A 20,096-nucleotide genomic window follows, 5' to 3' on the forward strand; every position below is an offset into this window, starting at 1 on the left:
TTGTTATTCCCTAGCCGTATTAGCCTCTTATTAGCCAAGGAGAATGTGTCGTCGTGCTTTCCCATGTGATAGATCTACTTGCTGATCCTATAGATTTGACTCCTCTAGAACTGGCAGATGATTCTTCTCGACTCATTTCTGATTCTGGTCATAGCTATGATATTGCACGTCAAGGTTATGTCACTCTTGCAGGTGGTGCTGGACTACGCTATGCCGGTGATAATACTGAGATGATCCAAGATCGAGAGACTTTTCTCTCTCGTGGTCATTATGCGCCTTTTGTAGAAGCAGTGTCGCATAAAGCAATAGAAGCAATCAACGATGCACATATCCCTGATGATGCAGAACCTGCATTATTAGAAGTTGGTGCAGGTACGGGCTACTATCTTTCGCATCTTTTAGATTCCATTGATGGCTCGCGCGGTATTGGTTTGGACGTATCAGTTCCTTCTGCAAAATTATTGGCAAAATGTCATCCGCGTGTTGGTGCTGTTGTAGCTGATGCGTGGGCAAGACTTCCCATCCGAGATGAGTCTATCGACGTTATTGCGGTTGTTTTTGCCCCACGAAATGCTAGCGAGTTTGCGCGAGTGCTTAAACCTCAAGGCGAGGTGGTCGTGCTGACAGCAGATAGCGGTCATCTAGATGAATTACGCGAACCACTAGGCATCATTGGTGTGGAACAGGGTAAAGTTGAACGTATGACTGCTCAAGCTGCTGGGCATCTGGTACCACATGGACAGTCAGAATCAGTGGAGTTCCGGATGCAACTTGATCAGGATTCGATTGCTGCACAGATTGGCATGAGTCCCTCGGCACGGCATATCCATCCTGACATTCTGGCACAGCGCATTGCGACATTGCCCGATACTATGTCAGTCACTGCACGGGCAAAAATTACGCGATTTAGGAAAATTGCTTAAACAAGTTTGTGGTATAGATCCACAGTTTGTGCAGCGATTGCTTCCCAAGAAAAATCATTCATTGCTCGTTGCCGACCAGCGATACCATAGTTTTTTACTCGCGTAGCATCACTGATGAGTGCGTTTACCGCATGAGCTAGATCTTGGACAAAACTATTCGTATCAGCTGGATCATAATGCACAAGTGTGCCAGTAACTCCATCGGCTACCACCTCAGGAATACCACCAACGTCGGAAGCGACAACTGCTGTTGCACAGGCCATCGCTTCCAGATTGACAATACCTAGTGGCTCATAAATTGATGGACAGACAAAGACATCGGCGGCACTGAGGATCTCTTGAATATCTGCTTGCGGTAACATTGTTTCTACCCAGATAACCCCAGTACGTTGTGCTTGCAGTTGGTGTACCAATTGCGCTGTGTGCTTGGCGATTTCTGGAGTATCCGGAGCACCTGCACACAGGATCAATTGCGCATCAGGAGAGAAAAGGTGCGCTGCTTTGATAAGATACTCAACGCCTTTTTGCCTGGTAATGCGTCCGACAAAAGCAATAATAGGGCGTTGTGGATCAACACCTAGTGAATGAAGAATTGAGTGCTGTGCTTGATCAAAAGTCGGCCGCGGTTGCCATAGCTGAGTGTCGATACCATTGAGAATGACATGGACTTTATCAGCATCAATACGTGGATAGGCATGTAAAATTGTCTGTTTCATCTTGGCAGAGACGGCGATAATAGCATCAGCATATTCCATTGCATTGCGCTCTGACCAGGAGGATATATTATAACCACCGCCTAATTGTTCTTTTTTCCACGGACGGTCTGGCTCAAGAGAATGTGCAGTAACCACATGCGGAATAGAGTGCAGTTGTGCACTTAAATGCCCGCCTAGTCCGGAGTACCAGGTATGCGAATGAACAATATCTGCATTGTGTGTTGCATGAGCCATACGTAACCCGGTCGAAAGAGTGCGCAATGCGGGATTGGCATTTTCTAATGCAGGATCGACGCTGTGCACATAGACATCATGTTCTGAGCGTTCTTGTCCCATGCAGTGCACATCGACTGGCACTATGTTGCGCATGAAACGGGTTAGCTCGGTAACATGAACACCTGCGCCACCGTAGATCTCAGGTGGATACTCTTTGGTTAGCATTGCTACTCTCATACTCCACAGGGTAGTGCTTTTGAGTGAGTTATGTATTATCTTCTTGAATTAGTTTTAGTGAAGTATCTGTCAATTACGATAACAATTACAATAAAAGCCGAGAAAAAGTTGCTGGCAGCATATACCATTGGGTTTTGTGAGAACCCAACATAATGTTCTGGCCATTGTACTCGCTGGCGGTGAAGGAAAGCGGCTGTTCCCACTGACCGAAGACCGGGCAAAACCTGCTGTGCCTTTTGGTGGCACATACCGTCTAATTGACTTTGTATTATCAAATTTGGTTAATGCTGGGTATATGAAAATATGCGTGCTGACCCAGTACAAATCTCATTCTCTTGATCGTCATATTTCGCAATCATGGAATGTGAGCGGTCCTACGCGTAATCAATACATTGCTTCTGTGCCAGCACAGCAGCGTTTAGGAAAGCGTTGGTATCAAGGTTCAGCGGATGCGATTTTGCAGTCGTTGAATCTCATTTACGATGAAAACCCAGATTATGTCATTGTGTTTGGTGCCGATCACGTATATCGCATGGATCCTGCACAAATGGTTGCAGAACATATTGATTCAGGTGCAGCAGTATCGGTGGCTGGTATTAGGGTTCCTCGGGCAGAAGCTAGTGCGTTTGGCTGCATACAAGCTGATGAGAATGGGCTTATTACAGAGTTCCTAGAAAAACCGGCGGAGCCTCCAGGGACACCAGATGATCCGAATATGTCCTATGCGTCGATGGGAAATTATGTGTTCAGTACACAAGAGCTTATTCGTGCTCTGAAAGAAGACGAAGAAAATCCAGATTCTGCGCATGATATGGGAGGCGATATTATCCCATATTTCGTCGCACGCGGGAAAGCTCATGTTTATGATTTCAATAATAATGTCGTTCCAGGTTCTACTGACCGTGATCGTGCTTATTGGCGTGATGTAGGAACAATCGACGCTTTTTATGAAGCGCATATGGATCTTATTTCTGTGCACCCGATTTTCAACTTATATAACCAAAAATGGCCTATTCGCTCCACTGATTTAGGTGAGTTACCGCCAGCAAAGTTTGTTCAGGGGGGTATTGCGCAATCGTCCATGGTGGCTCAAGGATCTATTATTTCTGCGGCAACAGTGCGTAATTCCGTCTTATCCACCGACGTCATGATAGAAGAGGGAGCTACTGTAGAAGGTTCAGTGCTGATGCCAGGGGTACGCATTGGCAAGGGCGCTGTTGTACGCCACGCTATTCTTGACAAAAACGTAGTTGTTACCGATGGCACTCTCATTGGCGTCGACCGGGAACGTGATAGTCAGAAATTCTCTATTAGCGCTGGTGGGGTTGTTGTGGTTGGGAAAAACACTGTTGTGTAACCAACAAAGAACTGTGGAGATAACCCCACGCTATTCGTAAAATCTATAAAAGCAATGCTTAGCGTTTTTTGCTAATAAGAGTCATACCGGAACCAAGAGGTAGGCGTGTAACGAGAACATTGTCTAAAGACGCAATATATTCTTCTGCCTCACGTGCACTGATAGTTTCACGATCCTTGCGCGACACATCGCTGATAGTGCCGTCGAGGAGGCAATCTGCCAAAATAAGGGTGCCGCCTGGTGCAAGGAGGGGAAGGCCTGCCTTGATAAAAGCAGTGAATTCTAGCGCAGAAATATCTGCATAGATGATGTCGTAGGATGCGGTGGCAAGACGAGACATGACATCGAGTGGGCGAGAAGGCAAAAATCGTATTCGGCTAGCTGGGTATCCAGCCTGAGTAAAAGCCGTCTTTGCTTGTTTTTGGTGTTCTGGTTCAGGATCAATGCAGCTAAGTACCGCATGGTCGTTGAGTCCTTCAAGGAGATACAATCCCACGACACTTGCTGCAGGACTTACCGCAATGGCTGCTTGTGCATTGCTTGCAGTTGCAAGGGTGCTGAGTAATTTTCCAGTTGCGGCGTCAGGAGTGATAAGCCCAAATTCATGTGCTGCTTCTTGTGCAGCACTCAATGCCTCAGATAAGACAGTAACGTGCTCGATATAGTCATTGAGAGATGCTGAAGTATTGCTCACGTGTATTATTCTATGCCGCTTGTGTACCGAGTGTTTTCTAACGCGCCTGTGGTGAAAATATATTGGAAAACTGTACTGAACTTCATGTTTAAGTTGTTATCTAATGATTGAGAAAATACTGAAAGATACTAAAGTGACAATTGGGAATAAGGGGAGAACTGCATTTTCTATAACAAAATGACAACTTTTTCTATTGCCAGGCTTTTCCCAGGTTCTTGGCTGGTTTTCTTGAACAAAGTCAGGCACAATAGTGCCATGACATCTTCAGTAGCTAAGAATGCAGCAACTACTCCTGATCAACAAAGCAATGATCTACAAGGAACTGCTGCTTTCGATGCTGGTATTGGGGCAATGCCCTCTTGGGGTGAACTTGTATCTGAACACGCCGATAGCGTCTATCGCCTTGCCTATAGATTGTCTGGTAATCAGCATGACGCAGAAGACCTCACCCAAGAAACATTTATGCGTGTTTTCCGTTCCCTAAAAAATTACCAACCAGGAACATTTGAGGGGTGGCTACACCGTATCACCACCAACCTATTCTTGGATATGGTGCGTCATCGCAGCAAAATTCGGATGGAAGCACTACCTGAAGATTATGAGCGAGTACCTGGAACTGATATGACTCCCGAACAAGCATATTCGGTAGCACACCTTGATCCGGCACTCCAAAAAGCTCTCGACGCACTAAGCCCAGATTTTCGCGTTGCAGTCGTTTTATGCGATGTTGTTGGAATGAGCTATGACGAGATAGCTGACACCTTAGGCGTGAAAATGGGTACGGTACGTTCTCGCATTCACCGAGGGCGCTCGCAACTTCGCGCAAGCCTAGAAGCGGCAGCAGAATCTGACGCAGAAGCAAAAATGCTCATCCCAATACAACACTAGGTACATATTCCCAACGCTAGGTTCATATATTTCCATATGACCTGGCGCTTTCTTTTTGTGGGAACTCAATTTTGTACTTAAGCGTTTTCTCTATTGGACAGGTAACTTCTATCCCAAGCAGACAATAAGAGAAGGGCGGTCAGATGGATACCGAGCATAACCCTCAAGACCAAAACCAGCCCTCAAAAGATGAACATACTAAATCATCAGAAGAAGCTACCGTTACCCACTGGATTCGTTTTGATCGCCAAGCCATTAAAACAGGAATAGCGCAAGTACGTCGTATGAGCCAAAGCTATCAACGCAACACTCGCGTTTTTGCCTCAGTTGACCACCTCAATCCCGAGGCTGTCGCTGCTTTCGTTGATGGTGAACTCACACCTAGTGCTGCACATCGCGCCCGGATACATCTTGTGCATTGCGATGAATGTCGTGAAGAAATCAAACGGCAGCAAAAAGCATCTGAGCGTTTGCGCTTGGCTAATAACGAGAATATGTGTGCTCCTTCTGAGCTGATTACTCGGTTATGCCAGATTGCTCAACAAATACCGCATGAGCCTTCCGAGGAAACTAAGTCGTCATACTCTCAAAATTTCATTGCAAAAATTGATCAGGTATCAAAAACGATTATCAACATTCATAATGCCCATCGTTCGCATTATGAAAAGCGATCACAAGAAAAAGACAATGGGGCGTCGAAAGGCTAAAGTAAAACTGTGTTTTCTTCAATCGGTTGGCCGGAAATTTTCGCCATTGTCATCATCGGCATTATTATCGTCGGTCCAGAGCGTATGCCTCGGGTAGTAGAAGACGTGCGCGCAGCAGTTTTTGCTGCTCGGAAAGCAATTAGAAATGCAAAAGCAGAATTAAACGGTGAGTTTGAGGAGCTTGAGGAGCTTAAACGTCCCATTAGCCAACTGGCTTCAGTGCGGCGCATGGGACCACGCGGTGTGATTAGCAAAGCGCTTTTCGACGACGATGAAGAGTTTTTGGATAGCTTTAATCCACGCAAACTCATGGAAGATGAAAGTTCTGCACAACCTGCGCGGACAGATATGCCAGCACACGCTAGCGATTCAGCCTCGCCAAAGAACCCTGCCGCTAGCTTCAGTTATGCAGATATTTATAAAAAACACACCAACAATGATGATGTGCTTTAAGCCCGGTTATTGTTTCTTTACACCTAAGCCAAGAGGCTTGCCCGCAAGTGATTCTTTACGCACTACTAATTGATCTGCAATTTCTGCGATTGCACGTGCAGTAGGCGACTGTGGTTGGGCAATGCTAATCGGATGAGCAGTATCGCCGCCTTGTCTAAGCGCAGGGTCAAGAGGAACGCTACCGAGTAACGAAACAGGCGAGCCTGTGATGGCGCTCAGTCGTGAGGCAACAGCTTGACCGCCACCAGAACCGAAGACATCCATTGTGGTGCCGTCGGGAAGCGTGAGTGCAGACATATTTTCAATCACACCAGCAATTTTTTGGCGTGTTTGCATAGCAATAGAGCCTGCACGTTCTGCCACCTCAGCAGCGGCAGTCTGCGGAGTAGTCACAATCAACAACTGCGCATTAGGGACAAGCTGCGCCACAGAAATAGCAATATCACCTGTTCCTGGTGGTAAATCTAGCAAGAGAATATCAAGATCTCCCCAGAATACGTCGGCAAGAAATTGTTGTACTGCTCGGTGCAACATAGGACCACGCCACACCACAGGTGCGTTGTCTTCCACAAAATGCCCGATGGAAATGTGCTTTACTCCATGCGCCTGAGGCGGCATGATCATGTCATCAACAGCATGGGGCTTTTCAGTAGATCCGAGCATGCCAGGAATGGAATGACCGTAAATATCGGCATCAAGTACACCTACTTTTAGGCCACGGGCAGCAAGGGTAGTGGCAAGGTTGACCGTCATAGAGGATTTTCCTACACCACCTTTACCGGAGGCAATGGCAAAGACCCGGGTTGTGGATTGTGGTTGTGCAAAAGGGATGACTGGTTCACTCGCAGAACCCCGAAGTTGGGTGCGCAGTTGTTGCCGCTGCTGATCGTTCATTACATCGGTACTTACCGTTACAGTACCAACCCCCTCAAGCTCCTCTAATACTGCACGAGAATTATTGGTTAGGGTTGATTTCATCGGACAGCCAGCAATGGTGAGATAGATTTCAACAGCAACATTATTGTGCTCGTCTATATCAATGCTTTTGACCATACCTAGCTCAGTAATCGGCTTGCCGATTTCTGGGTCATCAACGCGAGAGAGGGCTTCGCGTACACGTGATTCTGTGATTACTGCTTTACTCATTATTGTTTAGAATACGCTCATTTCTTTTTCTTTGTATCAGGGCTGTCGTTGCCCACAACATCTCCTTGAATAGGATCAGAGAGCTCTTGGATACCGCGATCATGCAATTCATGTTGGAGGGCGATACGGGCTGCGGCTTCGTCGTCAAGCTTTGCTTCAATGCGCTCAAGCATATTTTGCAGGTCTTCAAGCTCATGACGTAAGTAATCACGCGACACCATCTCTCCCACAGCGAGGCGCAAACCAGCAAGTTCTCGGGTAATAAACTCGGTGTCTGCTTTAGTTTCTAGTGCACGTCGACGATCTTCGTTCAGTGAGATACGGTCGCGGTCTTCTTGACGGTTTTGCGCTAACAGAATCAGCGGAGCAGCATAAGCTGCCTGCGTGGAAAAAGCAAGGTTGAGCAAGATGAATGGATATTCATCCCAACTAAACCACCAGCCGCCGACGTTGAGCAGAATCCAGACAGTCACAAAGACTGTTTGCCACATCAGGTAACTACCTGTGCCAAAAAAACGCGCTACTTTTTCTGCATAAGCGCCGACAGTATCATCATCAATCTTAAAAAACTTCCGACGCTTCTTCAGATAAGGAGTGTCAAGCTCAGAACGATTATAGTCAGCCATAAAAACTCCTTATTGCTGTGAAGAACGAGAGGTACGAGTTTCAGGACGAATGCCGGTATCACGCCAGTTGTCAGGCAACAAATGGTCAAGCAAGTCGTCGATGGCAACTGCCCCGAGCAAGTGCCCGTCATCATCAATAACTGGACCACATACAAGGTTATAGGTCGCAAAATAACGTGCTGCTGTTTCTTGCAAATCATCGGCATACAGTGGTGGCAAATCTGGATCAAGAATGCCTGATACTAATGCTGAGGGCGGTTCTCGTAGGAGTTTTTGCAAATGCACGCAGCCCAGATATTTACCGGTAGGCGTTGCCGTTGGCGGACGCACCACAAACACTAATGATGCAAGCGAAGTGGGTAAATCAGGATTACGCGCCAACGCGAGTGCTTCGGCAACAGTGGTCTGAGGAGCAAGAATAAGCGGTTCGGGAGTCATGAGGGCACCAACAGTATCAGGGCTAAAACTCATCAGACGCCGCACTGGTGCTGATTCTTCCGGATCCATGAGCTCTAGGAGTACATCTGCTTTGGCATCATCTAATTCACCCAGCAAGTCTGCGGCATCATCAGGATCCATTTCTTCTAGAACGTCGGCAGCACGCTCAATATCCAATGTCTCCAGCAGCTCGGCCTGACGTTCCTCAGGCATTTCCTGCAATACATCTGCCAGGCGTTCGTCGTCGAGCTCACTGGCGACGTTAATGCGTTGTTTTACTGGCAAATCATGGAGCACGGAAGCAACGTCTGCAGGGCGCATATCCTCAAAACCTGCAATAAGCTCTGCGGCAGCGTCAGGAATCCCCGTGCCCGAGGCATAAAGACCATGAACGTGATTCCACCGGACAGTGTGTAATATAGGGCGCCGACCAAATTTTGGACGCTGACCAATAACTGCAACTTTGCTGATTTCCCAGTCACGAGTACGGGTACGCTCTAATTCAATATCAGCAATTTCTACGGCGTGCGAATGAAGATGATCTAATTCTGGATCATCAACGTGTACTTTTGCGCCAATGAGCTCACCCAGAACTGCGACTTCACCACTGCGTGCCTTAAAACCACGTAAAGAAACCGAACCAGAAACAAGGGTAATTTCTAGGGGTTCAATTGTTGCAATGCGCAGCATTGGTAGAAAGATGCGGCGTTTATTCGTCATCTCGACTACAAGTCCAAGCACACGCGAAGAATGACCAGCAGGGCGCACATTGACAATGACATCACGAACTCTGCCAATAATGTCTGTATCTGGTCCGCGCACTACCATACCTGATAGGCGACCAGCATATACTCGTGTCACTTCGCTCATAAAAAGACAGTTTACGGTACTTGGGAACAGTGCATAAAACACAGCCGTTAAATATAAGAGAAATATAGAAAGAGTTGAGGAAAGATTAGATATAGCTATGGACAACCCACACAATGCAAATTATACGTCTGAGCGTTTATCCTCTTCGATGGAGCGCAAAAGACCAGAAGGCTGGCCAGTAGGTAGTTTTGATTCTTATGCTCAGGCACAAGCTGCGGTAGATATGCTATCGGATAATAATTTTCCAGTGGAAGAACTTACCATCGTCGGTGTCGATTTGATGGAAGTGGAAAAAGTAACCGGACGGCTTACCTGGGCAAAAGTGATTATTCGTGGTGTACTTTCTGGAGCATGGCTGGGGGTATTTTTTGCAATTCTGTTAGGCGCTACTGGAGCAAACTGGGGCAATGCACTAGCAATAGGTATTGGACTGGGCATTATTTGTGGTGTGGTTATGGTCACGGTACCGTATGCCATGCAAGGTGGGCGTCGTGATTTTTCCTCTGAAACACAGATCGTAGCCGGTCGTTATGACGTATTGTGTAATCCACAAAAGGCGCGTGAAGCACGTGATCGTATTGCGACGTTCACTCAAGAAACTGCACGTGGATTTGCTCCTGCACGGCAACAGTCACCACAAGAGCAGAACTAATACACTGTGTTAGGTGCTAGGTACAAAAGTAATCCGGAAAGGCAAAGCCTATGGGGAAGAAAAAACAAGTAGGCACGGCAATACTTATTGCTGCATTGGGGTTGGCAGGCTGCACAATTATGGAGCCTCACGCAGATCCTGTTCCCGAGTCTACCCAGGTAGTTCGTGTTCTGGTTAACGGTGATTCTTTTGAGCAAATAATTTTAGGCGAGCTATATCGTCAAATACTTGACCGCAATGGTCGAGAAGCACATATTAGGGTTGTCACAGAAGAAGTAGATCCGTATGCAGAGCTGTTAGCTCACAACAGTGATGTGTATATCGGTTGTGCTGGTTCCTTGCTCAGTCATTATGACGCGATGAAAGCGAGAGAACTAGAAGAAAAATATGGGCAGAAACAACAGTTGAGTCCTACCGAGCAGGCAGAACAACGTGAGGATACCTATTATGGTGTGGTTGGATCCCTGGACGAGGGGCTTGCGGCTTCTGATCCGTCTAATGCTAAATGCGCATCTCGTGAGGGAATAGCGCTGCCAGAAAATCTGGTTCCTATTTATCGCACTCCTGTGTTAGCGCGTGCTGGGCGATTAGCGCTCAATGAAGTAAGTGGCTCGATATCTTCTGAAGAATTAGCTGAGCTTGTGGAAAAAGCACGAAAAGGAGAACCAGCAGAGGTAGTTGCTGCTGAATTTTTAGACTCTAAATCGCTGTAGCTAAGCTAACTCACACTCACTAAACTGCGTGCAAGCGGTACCCAACAAAAAGTTCCTTTTCCCTGTGCTACTAGACGAGCACGAGAAAAGGAACTTTATTTGTCTGGTGTTCTATGGTGTTTCTTTGCCATTAAGAGGGCAAACACCCAACACCAGCTCTTGGCATTTAAGCATCAGCAGCAAAAGCGGCATCAACGAGTGCTTGCTGTTCAATTGCATGGACTTTAGAAAGACCAGTTGCAGTAGAAGCCTGAGCACGTCGTGAAATGCGTTTCATTGGCAGCAGACCTGGAATGAGCTGTGGTAAGTGCTCATTGAGGAATGACCATGCACCTTGGTTTGCTGGCTCATCCTGGCAGTAACGGATTTCCGTTGCATTTGGATAGAGCGCAAATGCCTCTTTGAGACGGTTGAACGGAATAGGATGTAGCATTTCGATCCGGACAATAGCGACATCATCACGTTTATCTTTTTGGGCACGCTTTGCTAGTTCATAGTAGAGCTTGCCAGAAACGAGCATGATTGTCGTTACCTTATTGACATCACCAATGACATTGCCCTGACCGTCGACAAAGCGTGGATCGTTGATAACCGACTTGAACTTCTGAGTTTGGGTGAACTCTTCTACCGCAGAGGTCGCAGCTTTCATACGGAGCATTGACTTTGGCGTGAACACAACGAGTGGACGCTTAAGATTACCAAGAGCATGGCGACGCAATAGGTGGAAGTAGTTAGCCGGGGTAGTAGGCTGAGCAACAGTCATGGTTCCTTCAGCACATAGCTGCAAATAACGCTCGATACGTGCTGAGGAGTGGTCAGGACCTTGACCTTCATAACCATGTGGCAGAAGCAAGATGACAGAGGATGTTTGACCCCATTTTGCCTCGCCAGAAGAAACATATTCGTCAATGATGGTTTGAGCACCATTAGCGAAGTCACCGAACTGTGCCTCCCAAGCTACTACCGCGTCTTGGTTTCCGACAGAATAACCGTACTCGAATCCCATACCGGCGTATTCGGTCAACGCAGAGTTATAGACGAGGAACTTACCGCCATTGCCTTTTTGTTCAGCAAGCTGGTTAAGACCATTGAACTCTGCACCTGTGCGAGGATCATACACAACCGCATGGCGCTGAGTGAATGTACCGCGGCGAGAATCTTCACCCGCAAGACGAACCAACTTACCGGAATTAGCAAGTGAGGAGAAAGCAATGAGCTCAGCCCAACCCCAGTCAATGCCACCTTCGCGTACCGATTCCAGACGCTTTTGTGCAACAGGTGCAACACGCTGGTGGAACTCGAAACCTTCAGGTTTATTAGCGTATGCCTGACCAATTTCTGCCAATTCTTCAGCGGTGATATTGGTGTGCAAACCATGAGGGAGTTCTTGAGAACTGGTGATGCCTTCTTGTGGGCTAAAGGCTTTCTTCTCAGTCTCTTTGACCTCGTTGAACACAGATTCCATCTGATCGTGGAAATCACGTGCTACTTTCTCTGCGTCTTCTGGTGATAGTTCACCACGACCAAGTAGATCCTCTGCGTATTGCGCACGAACCGTTGGACGACCGTCGATAAGTTCGTACATCTTTGGCTGAGTCATTGAAGGATCATCAGCTTCGTTGTGCCCACGGCGGCGATAAGAAATGAGGTCAATAAATACATCTTTACCGAACTGACGACGGTATTCTGTAGCAAGCTGACCTACCCACACAACAGCTTCTGGATCATCACCATTGACGTGGAACACCGGGCAGCCGTACGCCTTAGCGAGGTCGGTGGAATAGTGGCTAGAGCGACCTGAATCTGGAGTGGTAGTAAAGCCAATCTGGTTGTTAACCACAATGTGCACAGTGCCGCCAACAGTGTACCCACGTAGCTGTGCTAAGTTAATGGTTTCGGGTACAATACCAAGACCAGCAAAAGCTGCATCGCCGTGCAAAAGAATTGGCATAACAGTATAGCCATCTTCGCCTTTGTCTAGTAGATCTTGTTTTGCGCGAACAATACCTTCCATCACGGGGTTTACTGCCTCAAGGTGGGAAGGGTTAGCGGTGAGCGACACTTTGATTTCGCCATCGCCGAACATTTGTAGGTGATTGCCTTCAGCACCGAGGTGGTACTTAACGTCACCAGAACCACCTGCTGCTTTTGACTCGATATTGCCCTCGAACTCGTTAAAGATAGTAGCCAGCGGCTTACCCACGATATTGAACAGTACGTTCAAGCGACCACGGTGTGGCATACCAATGACAACCTCATCGAGCCCTTGACCAGCAGCAGTATCAATTGCGGAATCCATCAGTGGGATGAGTGATTCGCTACCTTCCAAGGAGAAACGCTTTTGTCCAACATATTTGGTCTGTAGGAAGTTCTCGAAGGCTTCTGCTGCATTGAGCTTTTGCAAGATGTACTTTTGCTCTGCCTGAGTTGGTTTTGGCATACCAGCTTCTAGGCGATCCTGTAGCCATGTGCGCTCATCATGGTCAAGGATGTGCGTGTACTCAGAGCCAACTTTCAAGGTATAAGCACTGCGAAGACGGGAAAGAAGTTCACGAAGAGTCATGGATTCTTTACCAGCAAAGCCGCCGACGTGGAAGCTACGGTCTAGATCCCACAGGGTTAAACCATGTGTCTCAATGTCTAGATCGCGGTGATCCGGAATAGGCATACCTGGTTGTACCCACTTGAGGGGGTTAGTATCTGCAATAAGATGACCACGAGAACGGTATGCCTCGATAAGTTGCATAACACGTGTGTTCTTATCAAGACCGGTATTAGGTAGATCCTGTGCCCAGCGCATAGGGGAGTAAGGGATCTGCATTGAGGTGAAAATATCATCCCAGAAAGCGTCATCGACAAACAGACGGCTCATGGTACGTAAGAACTCGCCTGATTCTGCGCCCTGGATAATGCGGTGATCATAAGTTGAGGTGATGGTGACTAGCTTTCCTACGCCTAGCTCTGCAAGACGATCGACGGAAGCACCAGCAAATTCCGCCGGATAATCCATAGAACCAACACCAATGATTGTGCCTTGTCCCTTGGTAAGACGAGGGACAGAGTGACGAGTACCAATGCCACCTGGGTTGGTCAGCGAAATGGTCACACCGGAATAGTCGTCCATAGTGAGCTTGCCTTGGCGACCACGTGCCACAATATCTTCATACTTTTCAACGAACTGCGCGAAGTCGAGTGTTTCACATTCTTTAATTGCGGCAACAACCAAAGCACGCGAACCATCTTTTTGGGGCAGATCGATAGCAAGACCCAAGTTAATGTGTTCCGGAGTGATAACAGTAGGCTTTCCGTCAATAACTGCATAGTTATTGTTCATGTCAGGATGAGCCATCACACCTTTGACTAAGGCATAACCAATGATGTGCGTGAACGATACCTTGCCGCCGTGGGTGCGCTGCAAATGTTCATTGATAATCGCACGATTCTCAAACATTAGCTTGACTGGCATATCGCGCACAGAAGTAGCGGTAGGAATCTCAAGAGACTCATCCATATTCTTTGCGATTGCCTTAAAGATACCTTTTAGCTGTTTGGAGCCAGCTTCAGGGAGAGCTTTAGCAGGTGCAGGTGCAGGGGTAGGCTGCTTTTCTTGCGCTGCTGGTTTCTTTGTTTCAGTTGGTGTTGCACTGGCTGAAACAGATTTTTGGGGTGCTGCCGTAGCGCTGGTTTGTGGTTTTTTAGCAGCAGGGGTAGGGGCTGTGGTGGTTTGTGGTTGCTGCTTAGCAAACAATTCACGCCATTCGGGATCAACAGATTGTGGATCCTTTTGGAATTGTTGGAACATCTCGTCCACTAACCACTGGTTTTGTCCGAATGTATTAGCGCCACTCACTACAGGGATCGCCTCATTTCTTTGTGAGATATTTGTGATACGCAATAGTATATTTTTCTTCTATACACAATAGCCTTAAATAGGCTAACGCGTCATAGTCTTATTATGGAAAAACTCAGTATTGAATGTCGCATTGAATGTTGCGTCGTGAGAAAAGGGAAATATATTAAGAAATTCCTAGTCAGAGCTCTTTTTTATAAAAGAGTTGCTTTGTTTTTCTTATTGCTGTTCAATGTGGGCACCCCCAAAAGTAAGTAGTGCGTTCCGGCTGTTACTGTGTGATTCCTTTGTGATTATTGAGAAAGTTTATTAAATATTTTTCTCAATGTGTGTGATGTGATACGTGAATTGGAGCATGATTTCCCATATAAAAGGCATATCATGTATATGTTTTATTCTTGTATTTTCCCATTTATAGAGTGATATTTATAGATGTTAGGCGAAAAAACTGATATATTGCATTACGTGTCATATATATCTTCCTTTTCTGCCCAACGATTTCTTCAATACACGCCGTCATCTATTAAAAAGGTACTACTCGATGCCCAAACTCTCCCACAATGGAATCCCGCATTCAGCAGGGTGGGGACAACGCAGCAGCCAGGTGTCTATTCTCTCGCGGTGCATCATTTCTTATCCGGGAAACTGCGCTATATAGAAATAGATAATCCTATTACCCTTGAAATATCCATCCCCGGTTTGATTGAGTACAGTAATTTTTTCTTGTCTGCCACTTCAGCGGGAACTTTGGTAAAGCATAGTGTCCAGCAGAAAGGACGCCTTGCTTCTATTATCGGTCAGCGTGAGGCTAGTCTGGTACCAGCAAAGCGGCTGAATAGACTTGAACTATTCCTAACCCAAGCAACATAAGGCAGAAAGTGAAAGCAGATTGTCTTCAGAATTACCATCCCAAACAGCTCAATCCCTCGCTGAATACCCACAAGAGTTTCGTTATGTGATCCTTGCCCTCCAACGCCAAGGAAATCGCCAGTTGAATAAGGTCTTTTCTGAACTAAAACTTACAAACTCCCAGGCAGAAGCGATTGAGGTGGTGGGTGCACTCGGTCCACTAACCACTAAAGAAGTAGGGCAGAATCTCATTTGTGAAACTGGCAGCCCTAGTAGACTTCTGAGCACTCTGGCGCATAAGGGGTTAACCGTAACCTCACAGCCTGCACAGGATAAAAGAGCAACACTGCACGCCTTATCGCCTGAAGGGCGTCGGGTGCTGAAGAAAATCCTGCAGCAGCGTACTACCTTTGAGAACAATCTCGCTGACGCATTAGCCACAGCTGCAAAGGCTCACCCTGGGGATACCCTAAAACAATTGGTGAGCCTTCTGACAGAGCCTGAACTCAAAGGCGCGGTATCTCGTCGGTTCCCGCACCTATTTACTTGATTGCTGCTCGGTTTCAGCAGATTCAGTTGCTTGAGCTATCGCTTCATTCTTTGCTGCAGCTTGTTCTGCCTGCGCAAAAGTTGCCGGTAGTGGTCCAAGAGAGCTGCGTACACGCTCAGTGACCTTTGTGGCAATTTTGCGATTGGCAAATAGCCCAATAACTGCACCAATGCCCAAAGGCATAATTTTTCCGAGCCACGCTGCTTTGACACTTCGATTAATGCGTTTAAGCGCAAGTTTAATCAGGCGATTATTCACGTCACCCATATTGCGTACAGAAAGCCGAGAAAGCATAGCAACTGGAGAACCCGCCCCAATAGAAGCGTCGATAAGGGCTGTCCCTGCTGAGCCAGTGACAGCAATAAGAACTAATGCTTGTCGACGTTCCGGCTTAGTAATATCAGCGCCCCGTAAGTATGCGGATGCAAGAACATACATTGTTGCCGCATCCAGGAACGCCAAAGATTCTGCCCCAACTGCTAGAGCACCGAGAAAAAACCCGACACCAGGAATAGCTGCTGTGGCTCCTGCTCCGGCACCTGTGCTTGTAGAGATATTGATAAAGTGCTTATCAAGTTTTTTCTGCAACTCGGCAGGAGTGGCATGAGGATTTTGTTTGCGCAACCAGTCGATATACTTAACGACGATTCCTTTTTGCGCACCTGCAGCCTTTTCTATCACATAAACTAATGCTTTACCTGCGGCACCCGATTCGTCGAGAAGCTTTTGTGGATCAGAAGACTCAAAGTCGATAATGTCTTCATCGCGTGATTTCTTTCTAAAAATACCCATAATTTCCTTAAACTTGTTGTGCATAATGTTCTGCTGCGGCAATATCTTCTGATGTGAGCTCTACTCCAGTGTAGAGAGTAAATTGCCGTGCAGCTTGTAACGCTACGACTTCACCACCGGTGATAACTATTTTTGATTGTGCCTGTGCAGCTTGAATCAAAGGTGTATCAACCGGATATGCCACCACATCGAACACCACCTCAGCGCTACTAATGGCAGTATCACTAAAGGCTTGAACATCCTCATAATCACCATACATACCCAGCGGAGTGACATTAACTAGAATCTGAGTTTGCGGCGGAACCTCCCTGGAATAATTCCATTGATAACGCTGAGCGAGTTCACTGCCGGTGCGTTCATTGCGCGCTACCACTGTACCGCCAGTAAAACCATAATCGCTCAGTGCTGCGACAACCGCGTAGGCCATACCACCGGAGCCAAGTACAGCAATTGACGCCTGCGGATCCAACTTCTTTTCTTGCGCTAGTTCCCGTACTGCAAGATAGTCGGTGTTATATCCTTTAAGCACCCCGTCAGTATTAACGATGGTGTTAACCGCATGGATTCTACGCGCTGATGGATCTAACTCATCAAGCAGAGCAATAACATCTTGTTTATAAGGCATTGATACCCCGGCACCACGGATACCTAAGCCACGGATTCCCGCGACGGCAGCGTGAATGTCGTGTGGCGCAACAGCCTTATACACATAATTAAGCCCCAGGCGATCATAGAGCCAATTATGGAACCGTACTCCGTGATGAGAGGGCTTCGCTGCCAGCGAAATGCACAAAATTGTATCGCGGTCGATGATATTGATCATGCTTTACCACTGTAGCGTAAGCAAGCATTGCTAGTGCAGATCATGGTGAGTCTTGTGATTGTGCAAACACATATCAGGCGATAGCTAAGCCAAAAATAAACACGGCAATGCGAGATAAAACTTTGTAAGATGAAAACGTCGTGCCTATGGTGCGTTAGCGTTGTTTTTGCTTTAGTTTTGTCTAGGTTTTGTCTGGATCTTGTATCTATGAAGATTATTTCTCGTGGTCCCGTTGCTCAGTTACGGCAAGGAAAAATTGAGGGAGTGATTATTGATCGCGTGCGTACCTGGCGTGGTGTTGCCTATGGACAAACTACAGCAAAGAAACGTCGCTTTCTTGCGCCTGTTCCAGTGCAACCCTGGCAAGGTATTAAGACTGCTTATGACTATGGCAAAGTTGCACCCCAACCAACATATGGTCTTAACGACGCTGTTATTGGGTCACAGGATTGTCTTAACCTAGATATTGTACGACCAGATACTGACGACGTATTGCCCGTGGTTGTTTATTTTCATGGTGGCTCATTTATCTATGGTTCCTCGCACCAACAGTTATTGCGTGGACACGGTTTTGCTCGAGATCTTAACGTGGTGTACGTATCAATCAATTTTCGCTTAGGGGTGCTCGGTTACCTGGATATGCGTTCTCTTGGTGATGATTGCGTTGCTAATCCTGCAGTTCTCGACCAAGTTTTGGCATTACAGTGGATCCGAGAAAATATCGCTGCTTTTGGTGGCGATCCACATAATGTGACCTTGATGGGCGAGTCTGCGGGTGGTGCTGCAGTATTAACGCTGATGTGCGTGCCAGCTACCCAAGGATTATTTCACCGAGCTATTGCCCAATCACCACCAATTTCTGTTGTGCATTCTGCTGCACAGTCGCGTTTTTGGACAAAACAGTTGGTGCGTCGATTAGCGAAAAATTACGGTCACCATGCGTTGCGTACTGCCAATTCTGAGTCTTCGCTATTGGCATATCTGCGTAAGATACCTACAAAAGATCTCATCCGTGCTGGGCAATCTATGTTGTGGCGCAGTCGAGAATTGTTTTATCTCAACTCCTGCTATGCGCCAACTGTAGATAAAACCACTCTGCCTTCGCACCCTCTTCATGTTTTTTCGCAGGGAAAACAGCATAAAGTTCCTCTGCTGATCGGAACGAACTCTGATGAAGTAGCTTTAGCTCAAGGTTTCTATATTCGGCAAAAGTCAAGAATCAAAGCAGCTACCCGGATGCTTGAAGATTTCGATCCTCAAGGCGCACCTGCTGTATTAGCGACCTATGGTGGAGCGCAACTGCGCAGAGATTTTGCCTTTTTGCTTGCCGACGCTCTTTTTTGGGCACCAGCGATGCAGGCTGCGCATTCTCATTGCACTCATGCAGATACGTGGATGTATCGTTTTGATTTTTCTCCTGCTCTACTTAAAAAACTTGGTTTAGGTGCTATGCATGCTATGGAATTGACCCCAGTGTTTGGTGATTTAACCGGCTCTAAAGTGTCTGCACTGCATAAGTTGGCTGGGAAAAATAATTTACTTGAGCTCAAAGAACAAATGCAGTACCACTGGGCTCACTTTATTCATCATGGTAATCCGGGGCATCACTGGCCTCGCTATGTAGCGCCTAATGATATTTTTCCAGGTAGAGCAACGAAAATTTTTGATCGTCATAGTCATGTGATTTATGATCCACAGCGTAATCGTCGTCAAGCATGGCAAAATTATGACATGACCGAATGGGGAATAGGGCGACCAGAAGTATGACACAAAACCTAGCCCAAGAGCTTGATCGTCTGGTATTGGATTATCCGCGGTTTAGTCCCTGCCTTGTTGTATCAGAGTCCTCTCAGATAATTAGTGCTCAGCAATTGCTCAGCAGTGAAGCCTTAGCTGATATCGCCACAGCATGCGCCGATATTTTCCACCTTGAGCAGTTGAAACATCAGCTACATCTGTGGCTTTATACTTTTCTCAATGATGTGCTAAGCCCAGCACTATATGTGATGATTCGCTCTGAGACAATCCCAGCAATAGACTTTTCCGATGACGCACACTCAGCAGCATTGCTTTTTCGTCGAGATGCGCAAGGGTTTTGGTTTGGGCTACGGCCACAGGCTCAAGCTCGTGACTATGAAGATATGGGTATGGGGATTGCTCGCAGTTTTGCTCCGATTATCGCTAAGATATGCGAGCACAGTGGAATGCGACCAGCACCTTTATGGGCACTCGTCGCTGATGCCGTGGTGCAGTCGTCGATTGCTAGCGCCAATGAAGAACTAGAAACCGCAAAAGCTCTGCGCGCTATCCCGCAAATTTTGGCAGGAATACAACGACACAGTGCCTGGCCATTGCCTACACCGCGATTCGCCGAGCTTATCGACGACACCATAGTGGAACTTGCAGAGACTCATGATGTGGCGGCAGCGCCAGATGTGCTCGTGGCACATCGCTCTAGCTGCTGCATGATTTATCATTCGCCAGAGATTGCGAAATGCGTCTCGTGCCCGCATCAAGAAAAACAGCAGCGATATGCTCGGATTATTGCGGCTTATGAGTATTAGTACGAAAATATCCAGCACGAAAGCCACAGAAG

19 protein-coding genes are annotated in these 20,096 nt (G+C 47.0%); 11 read left to right on the top strand and 8 right to left on the bottom strand.

Annotation, left to right across the window (positions count from 1 at the left end; all coding sequences use genetic code 11):
* Positions 1–53 precede the first annotated feature (53 nt).
* A complete protein-coding gene (locus EML15_RS07390) occupies positions 54–923 on the top strand; it encodes a methyltransferase domain-containing protein (protein WP_144274502.1) in 870 nt (289 codons plus the stop codon).
* Here EML15_RS07390 and glgA read toward each other — a convergent pair.
* Positions 920–2,092, bottom strand: a complete 1,173-nt coding sequence (gene glgA, locus EML15_RS07395; protein ID WP_144274504.1) for a glycogen synthase — start codon at positions 2,090–2,092, stop codon at positions 920–922. The two genes, EML15_RS07390 and glgA, sit on opposite strands and share 4 nt — an antisense overlap.
* A gap of 127 nt (positions 2,093–2,219) precedes the next feature.
* On the opposite strand from glgA, the gene glgC reads away from it, so the two are divergent.
* Entirely contained in the window at positions 2,220–3,449 is a 1,230-nt protein-coding gene (gene glgC, locus EML15_RS07400; RefSeq protein WP_144274506.1) for a glucose-1-phosphate adenylyltransferase, read from the top strand.
* A gap of 58 nt (positions 3,450–3,507) precedes the next feature.
* Here the strand turns inward: glgC and EML15_RS07405 are convergent, their stop codons facing one another.
* Positions 3,508–4,143, bottom strand: a complete 636-nt coding sequence (locus EML15_RS07405; RefSeq protein ID WP_144274508.1) for a class I SAM-dependent methyltransferase — start codon at positions 4,141–4,143, stop codon at positions 3,508–3,510.
* A 255-nt stretch (positions 4,144–4,398) separates the two neighbouring features.
* Between EML15_RS07405 and sigE the strand changes: the two genes are divergently transcribed.
* From sigE to tatB, 3 genes are all read left to right on the top strand, one after another.
* Positions 4,399–5,031: an RNA polymerase sigma factor SigE gene (gene sigE / locus EML15_RS07410; RefSeq protein WP_144274968.1), complete on the top strand. Its 633-nt coding sequence runs from the start codon at positions 4,399–4,401 to the stop codon at positions 5,029–5,031.
* A gap of 143 nt (positions 5,032–5,174) precedes the next feature.
* The gene (locus EML15_RS07415) at positions 5,175–5,738 is read left to right on the top strand and encodes a zf-HC2 domain-containing protein (protein ID WP_246858196.1); all 564 of its coding nucleotides are present in this window, start codon (positions 5,175–5,177) and stop codon (positions 5,736–5,738) included.
* Positions 5,739–5,747: 9 nt separating this feature from the next.
* Positions 5,748–6,191, top strand: coding sequence for a twin-arginine translocase subunit TatB (gene tatB, locus EML15_RS07420; protein ID WP_144274510.1), 444 nt, complete (start codon positions 5,748–5,750; stop codon positions 6,189–6,191).
* Positions 6,192–6,197: 6 nt separating this feature from the next.
* Here tatB and EML15_RS07425 read toward each other — a convergent pair whose 3' ends face one another.
* The 3 genes from EML15_RS07425 to EML15_RS07435 are packed head-to-tail and all read right to left on the bottom strand — an operon-like array spanning position 6,198 to position 9,271.
* Positions 6,198–7,337, bottom strand: a complete 1,140-nt coding sequence (locus tag EML15_RS07425; protein ID WP_144274512.1) for an Mrp/NBP35 family ATP-binding protein — start codon at positions 7,335–7,337, stop codon at positions 6,198–6,200.
* Positions 7,338–7,354: 17 nt separating this feature from the next.
* Positions 7,355–7,963, bottom strand: coding sequence for a DUF1003 domain-containing protein (locus EML15_RS07430; protein WP_144274513.1), 609 nt, complete (start codon positions 7,961–7,963; stop codon positions 7,355–7,357).
* Between the two features lie 9 nt (positions 7,964–7,972).
* Positions 7,973–9,271, bottom strand: a complete 1,299-nt coding sequence (locus tag EML15_RS07435) for a CBS domain-containing protein (RefSeq protein WP_144274515.1) — start codon at positions 9,269–9,271, stop codon at positions 7,973–7,975.
* Positions 9,272–9,368: 97 nt separating this feature from the next.
* On the opposite strand from EML15_RS07435, the gene EML15_RS07440 reads away from it, so the two are divergent.
* Positions 9,369–9,923 (top strand): general stress protein, encoded by a 555-nt coding sequence (locus tag EML15_RS07440; RefSeq protein ID WP_144274517.1) that lies wholly within the window; start codon positions 9,369–9,371, stop codon positions 9,921–9,923.
* A gap of 50 nt (positions 9,924–9,973) precedes the next feature.
* Positions 9,974–10,636 carry a hypothetical protein gene (locus EML15_RS07445; RefSeq protein ID WP_144274519.1) on the top strand — a complete coding sequence of 221 codons (663 nt, stop codon included), beginning with the start codon at positions 9,974–9,976 and terminating at the stop codon, positions 10,634–10,636.
* 166 nt (positions 10,637–10,802) lie between these two features.
* Here EML15_RS07445 and EML15_RS07450 read toward each other — a convergent pair whose 3' ends face one another.
* Positions 10,803–14,486 (bottom strand): multifunctional oxoglutarate decarboxylase/oxoglutarate dehydrogenase thiamine pyrophosphate-binding subunit/dihydrolipoyllysine-residue succinyltransferase subunit, encoded by a 3,684-nt coding sequence (locus EML15_RS07450; RefSeq protein WP_144274521.1) that lies wholly within the window; start codon positions 14,484–14,486, stop codon positions 10,803–10,805.
* 465 nt (positions 14,487–14,951) lie between these two features.
* Between EML15_RS07450 and EML15_RS07455 the strand changes: the two genes are divergently transcribed.
* Together EML15_RS07455 and EML15_RS07460 are read left to right on the top strand one after the other, a co-directional pair.
* A complete protein-coding gene (locus EML15_RS07455; RefSeq protein WP_246858197.1) occupies positions 14,952–15,356 on the top strand; it encodes a hypothetical protein in 405 nt (134 codons plus the stop codon).
* 19 nt (positions 15,357–15,375) lie between these two features.
* Entirely contained in the window at positions 15,376–15,885 is a 510-nt protein-coding gene (locus EML15_RS07460; RefSeq protein ID WP_144274523.1) for a MarR family transcriptional regulator, read from the top strand.
* Here the strand turns inward: EML15_RS07460 and EML15_RS07465 are convergent.
* Positions 15,874–16,677, bottom strand: a complete 804-nt coding sequence (locus tag EML15_RS07465; RefSeq protein ID WP_246858198.1) for a hypothetical protein — start codon at positions 16,675–16,677, stop codon at positions 15,874–15,876. The genes EML15_RS07460 and EML15_RS07465 overlap by 12 nt on opposite strands.
* A gap of 7 nt (positions 16,678–16,684) precedes the next feature.
* Positions 16,685–17,500 carry a shikimate 5-dehydrogenase gene (locus tag EML15_RS07470; protein WP_144274525.1) on the bottom strand — a complete coding sequence of 272 codons (816 nt, stop codon included), beginning with the start codon at positions 17,498–17,500 and terminating at the stop codon, positions 16,685–16,687.
* A gap of 207 nt (positions 17,501–17,707) precedes the next feature.
* Between EML15_RS07470 and EML15_RS07475 the strand changes: the two genes are divergently transcribed.
* Positions 17,708–19,267 (top strand): carboxylesterase/lipase family protein, encoded by a 1,560-nt coding sequence (locus EML15_RS07475; RefSeq protein ID WP_144274527.1) that lies wholly within the window; start codon positions 17,708–17,710, stop codon positions 19,265–19,267.
* Complete coding sequence (locus EML15_RS07480; protein WP_185967212.1) at positions 19,264–20,064, top strand: (2Fe-2S)-binding protein; 801 nt, start codon at positions 19,264–19,266, stop codon at positions 20,062–20,064. The genes EML15_RS07475 and EML15_RS07480 overlap by 4 nt, the downstream gene beginning before the upstream one ends.
* Positions 20,065–20,096: the final 32 nt, after the last annotated feature.

This window comes from Corynebacterium sp. sy017 (assembly GCF_017918135.1).
In the GTDB taxonomy this organism is placed as follows: Bacteria; Actinomycetota; Actinomycetes; order Mycobacteriales; family Mycobacteriaceae; genus Corynebacterium.

Excerpts from the sequence above, each read along its gene's own strand:
- EML15_RS07415 (WP_246858196.1), top strand. The coding sequence starts at position 5,175 with ATGGATACCGAGCATAACCCTCAAGACCAAAACCAGCCCTCAAAAGAT.
- EML15_RS07465 (WP_246858198.1), bottom strand. The coding sequence starts at position 16,677 with ATGGGTATTTTTAGAAAGAAATCACGCGATGAAGACATTATCGACTTT.
- EML15_RS07430 (WP_144274513.1), bottom strand. The coding sequence starts at position 7,963 with ATGGCTGACTATAATCGTTCTGAGCTTGACACTCCTTATCTGAAGAAG.
- EML15_RS07425 (WP_144274512.1), bottom strand. The coding sequence starts at position 7,337 with ATGAGTAAAGCAGTAATCACAGAATCACGTGTACGCGAAGCCCTCTCT.
- EML15_RS07480 (WP_185967212.1), top strand. The coding sequence starts at position 19,264 with ATGACACAAAACCTAGCCCAAGAGCTTGATCGTCTGGTATTGGATTAT.
- EML15_RS07440 (WP_144274517.1), top strand. The coding sequence starts at position 9,369 with ATGGACAACCCACACAATGCAAATTATACGTCTGAGCGTTTATCCTCT.
- EML15_RS07445 (WP_144274519.1), top strand. The coding sequence starts at position 9,974 with ATGGGGAAGAAAAAACAAGTAGGCACGGCAATACTTATTGCTGCATTG.
- EML15_RS07475 (WP_144274527.1), top strand. The coding sequence starts at position 17,708 with ATGAAGATTATTTCTCGTGGTCCCGTTGCTCAGTTACGGCAAGGAAAA.
- EML15_RS07470 (WP_144274525.1), bottom strand. The coding sequence starts at position 17,500 with ATGATCAATATCATCGACCGCGATACAATTTTGTGCATTTCGCTGGCA.
- glgA (WP_144274504.1), bottom strand. The coding sequence starts at position 2,092 with ATGAGAGTAGCAATGCTAACCAAAGAGTATCCACCTGAGATCTACGGT.
- sigE (WP_144274968.1), top strand. The coding sequence starts at position 4,399 with ATGACATCTTCAGTAGCTAAGAATGCAGCAACTACTCCTGATCAACAA.
- EML15_RS07435 (WP_144274515.1), bottom strand. The coding sequence starts at position 9,271 with ATGAGCGAAGTGACACGAGTATATGCTGGTCGCCTATCAGGTATGGTA.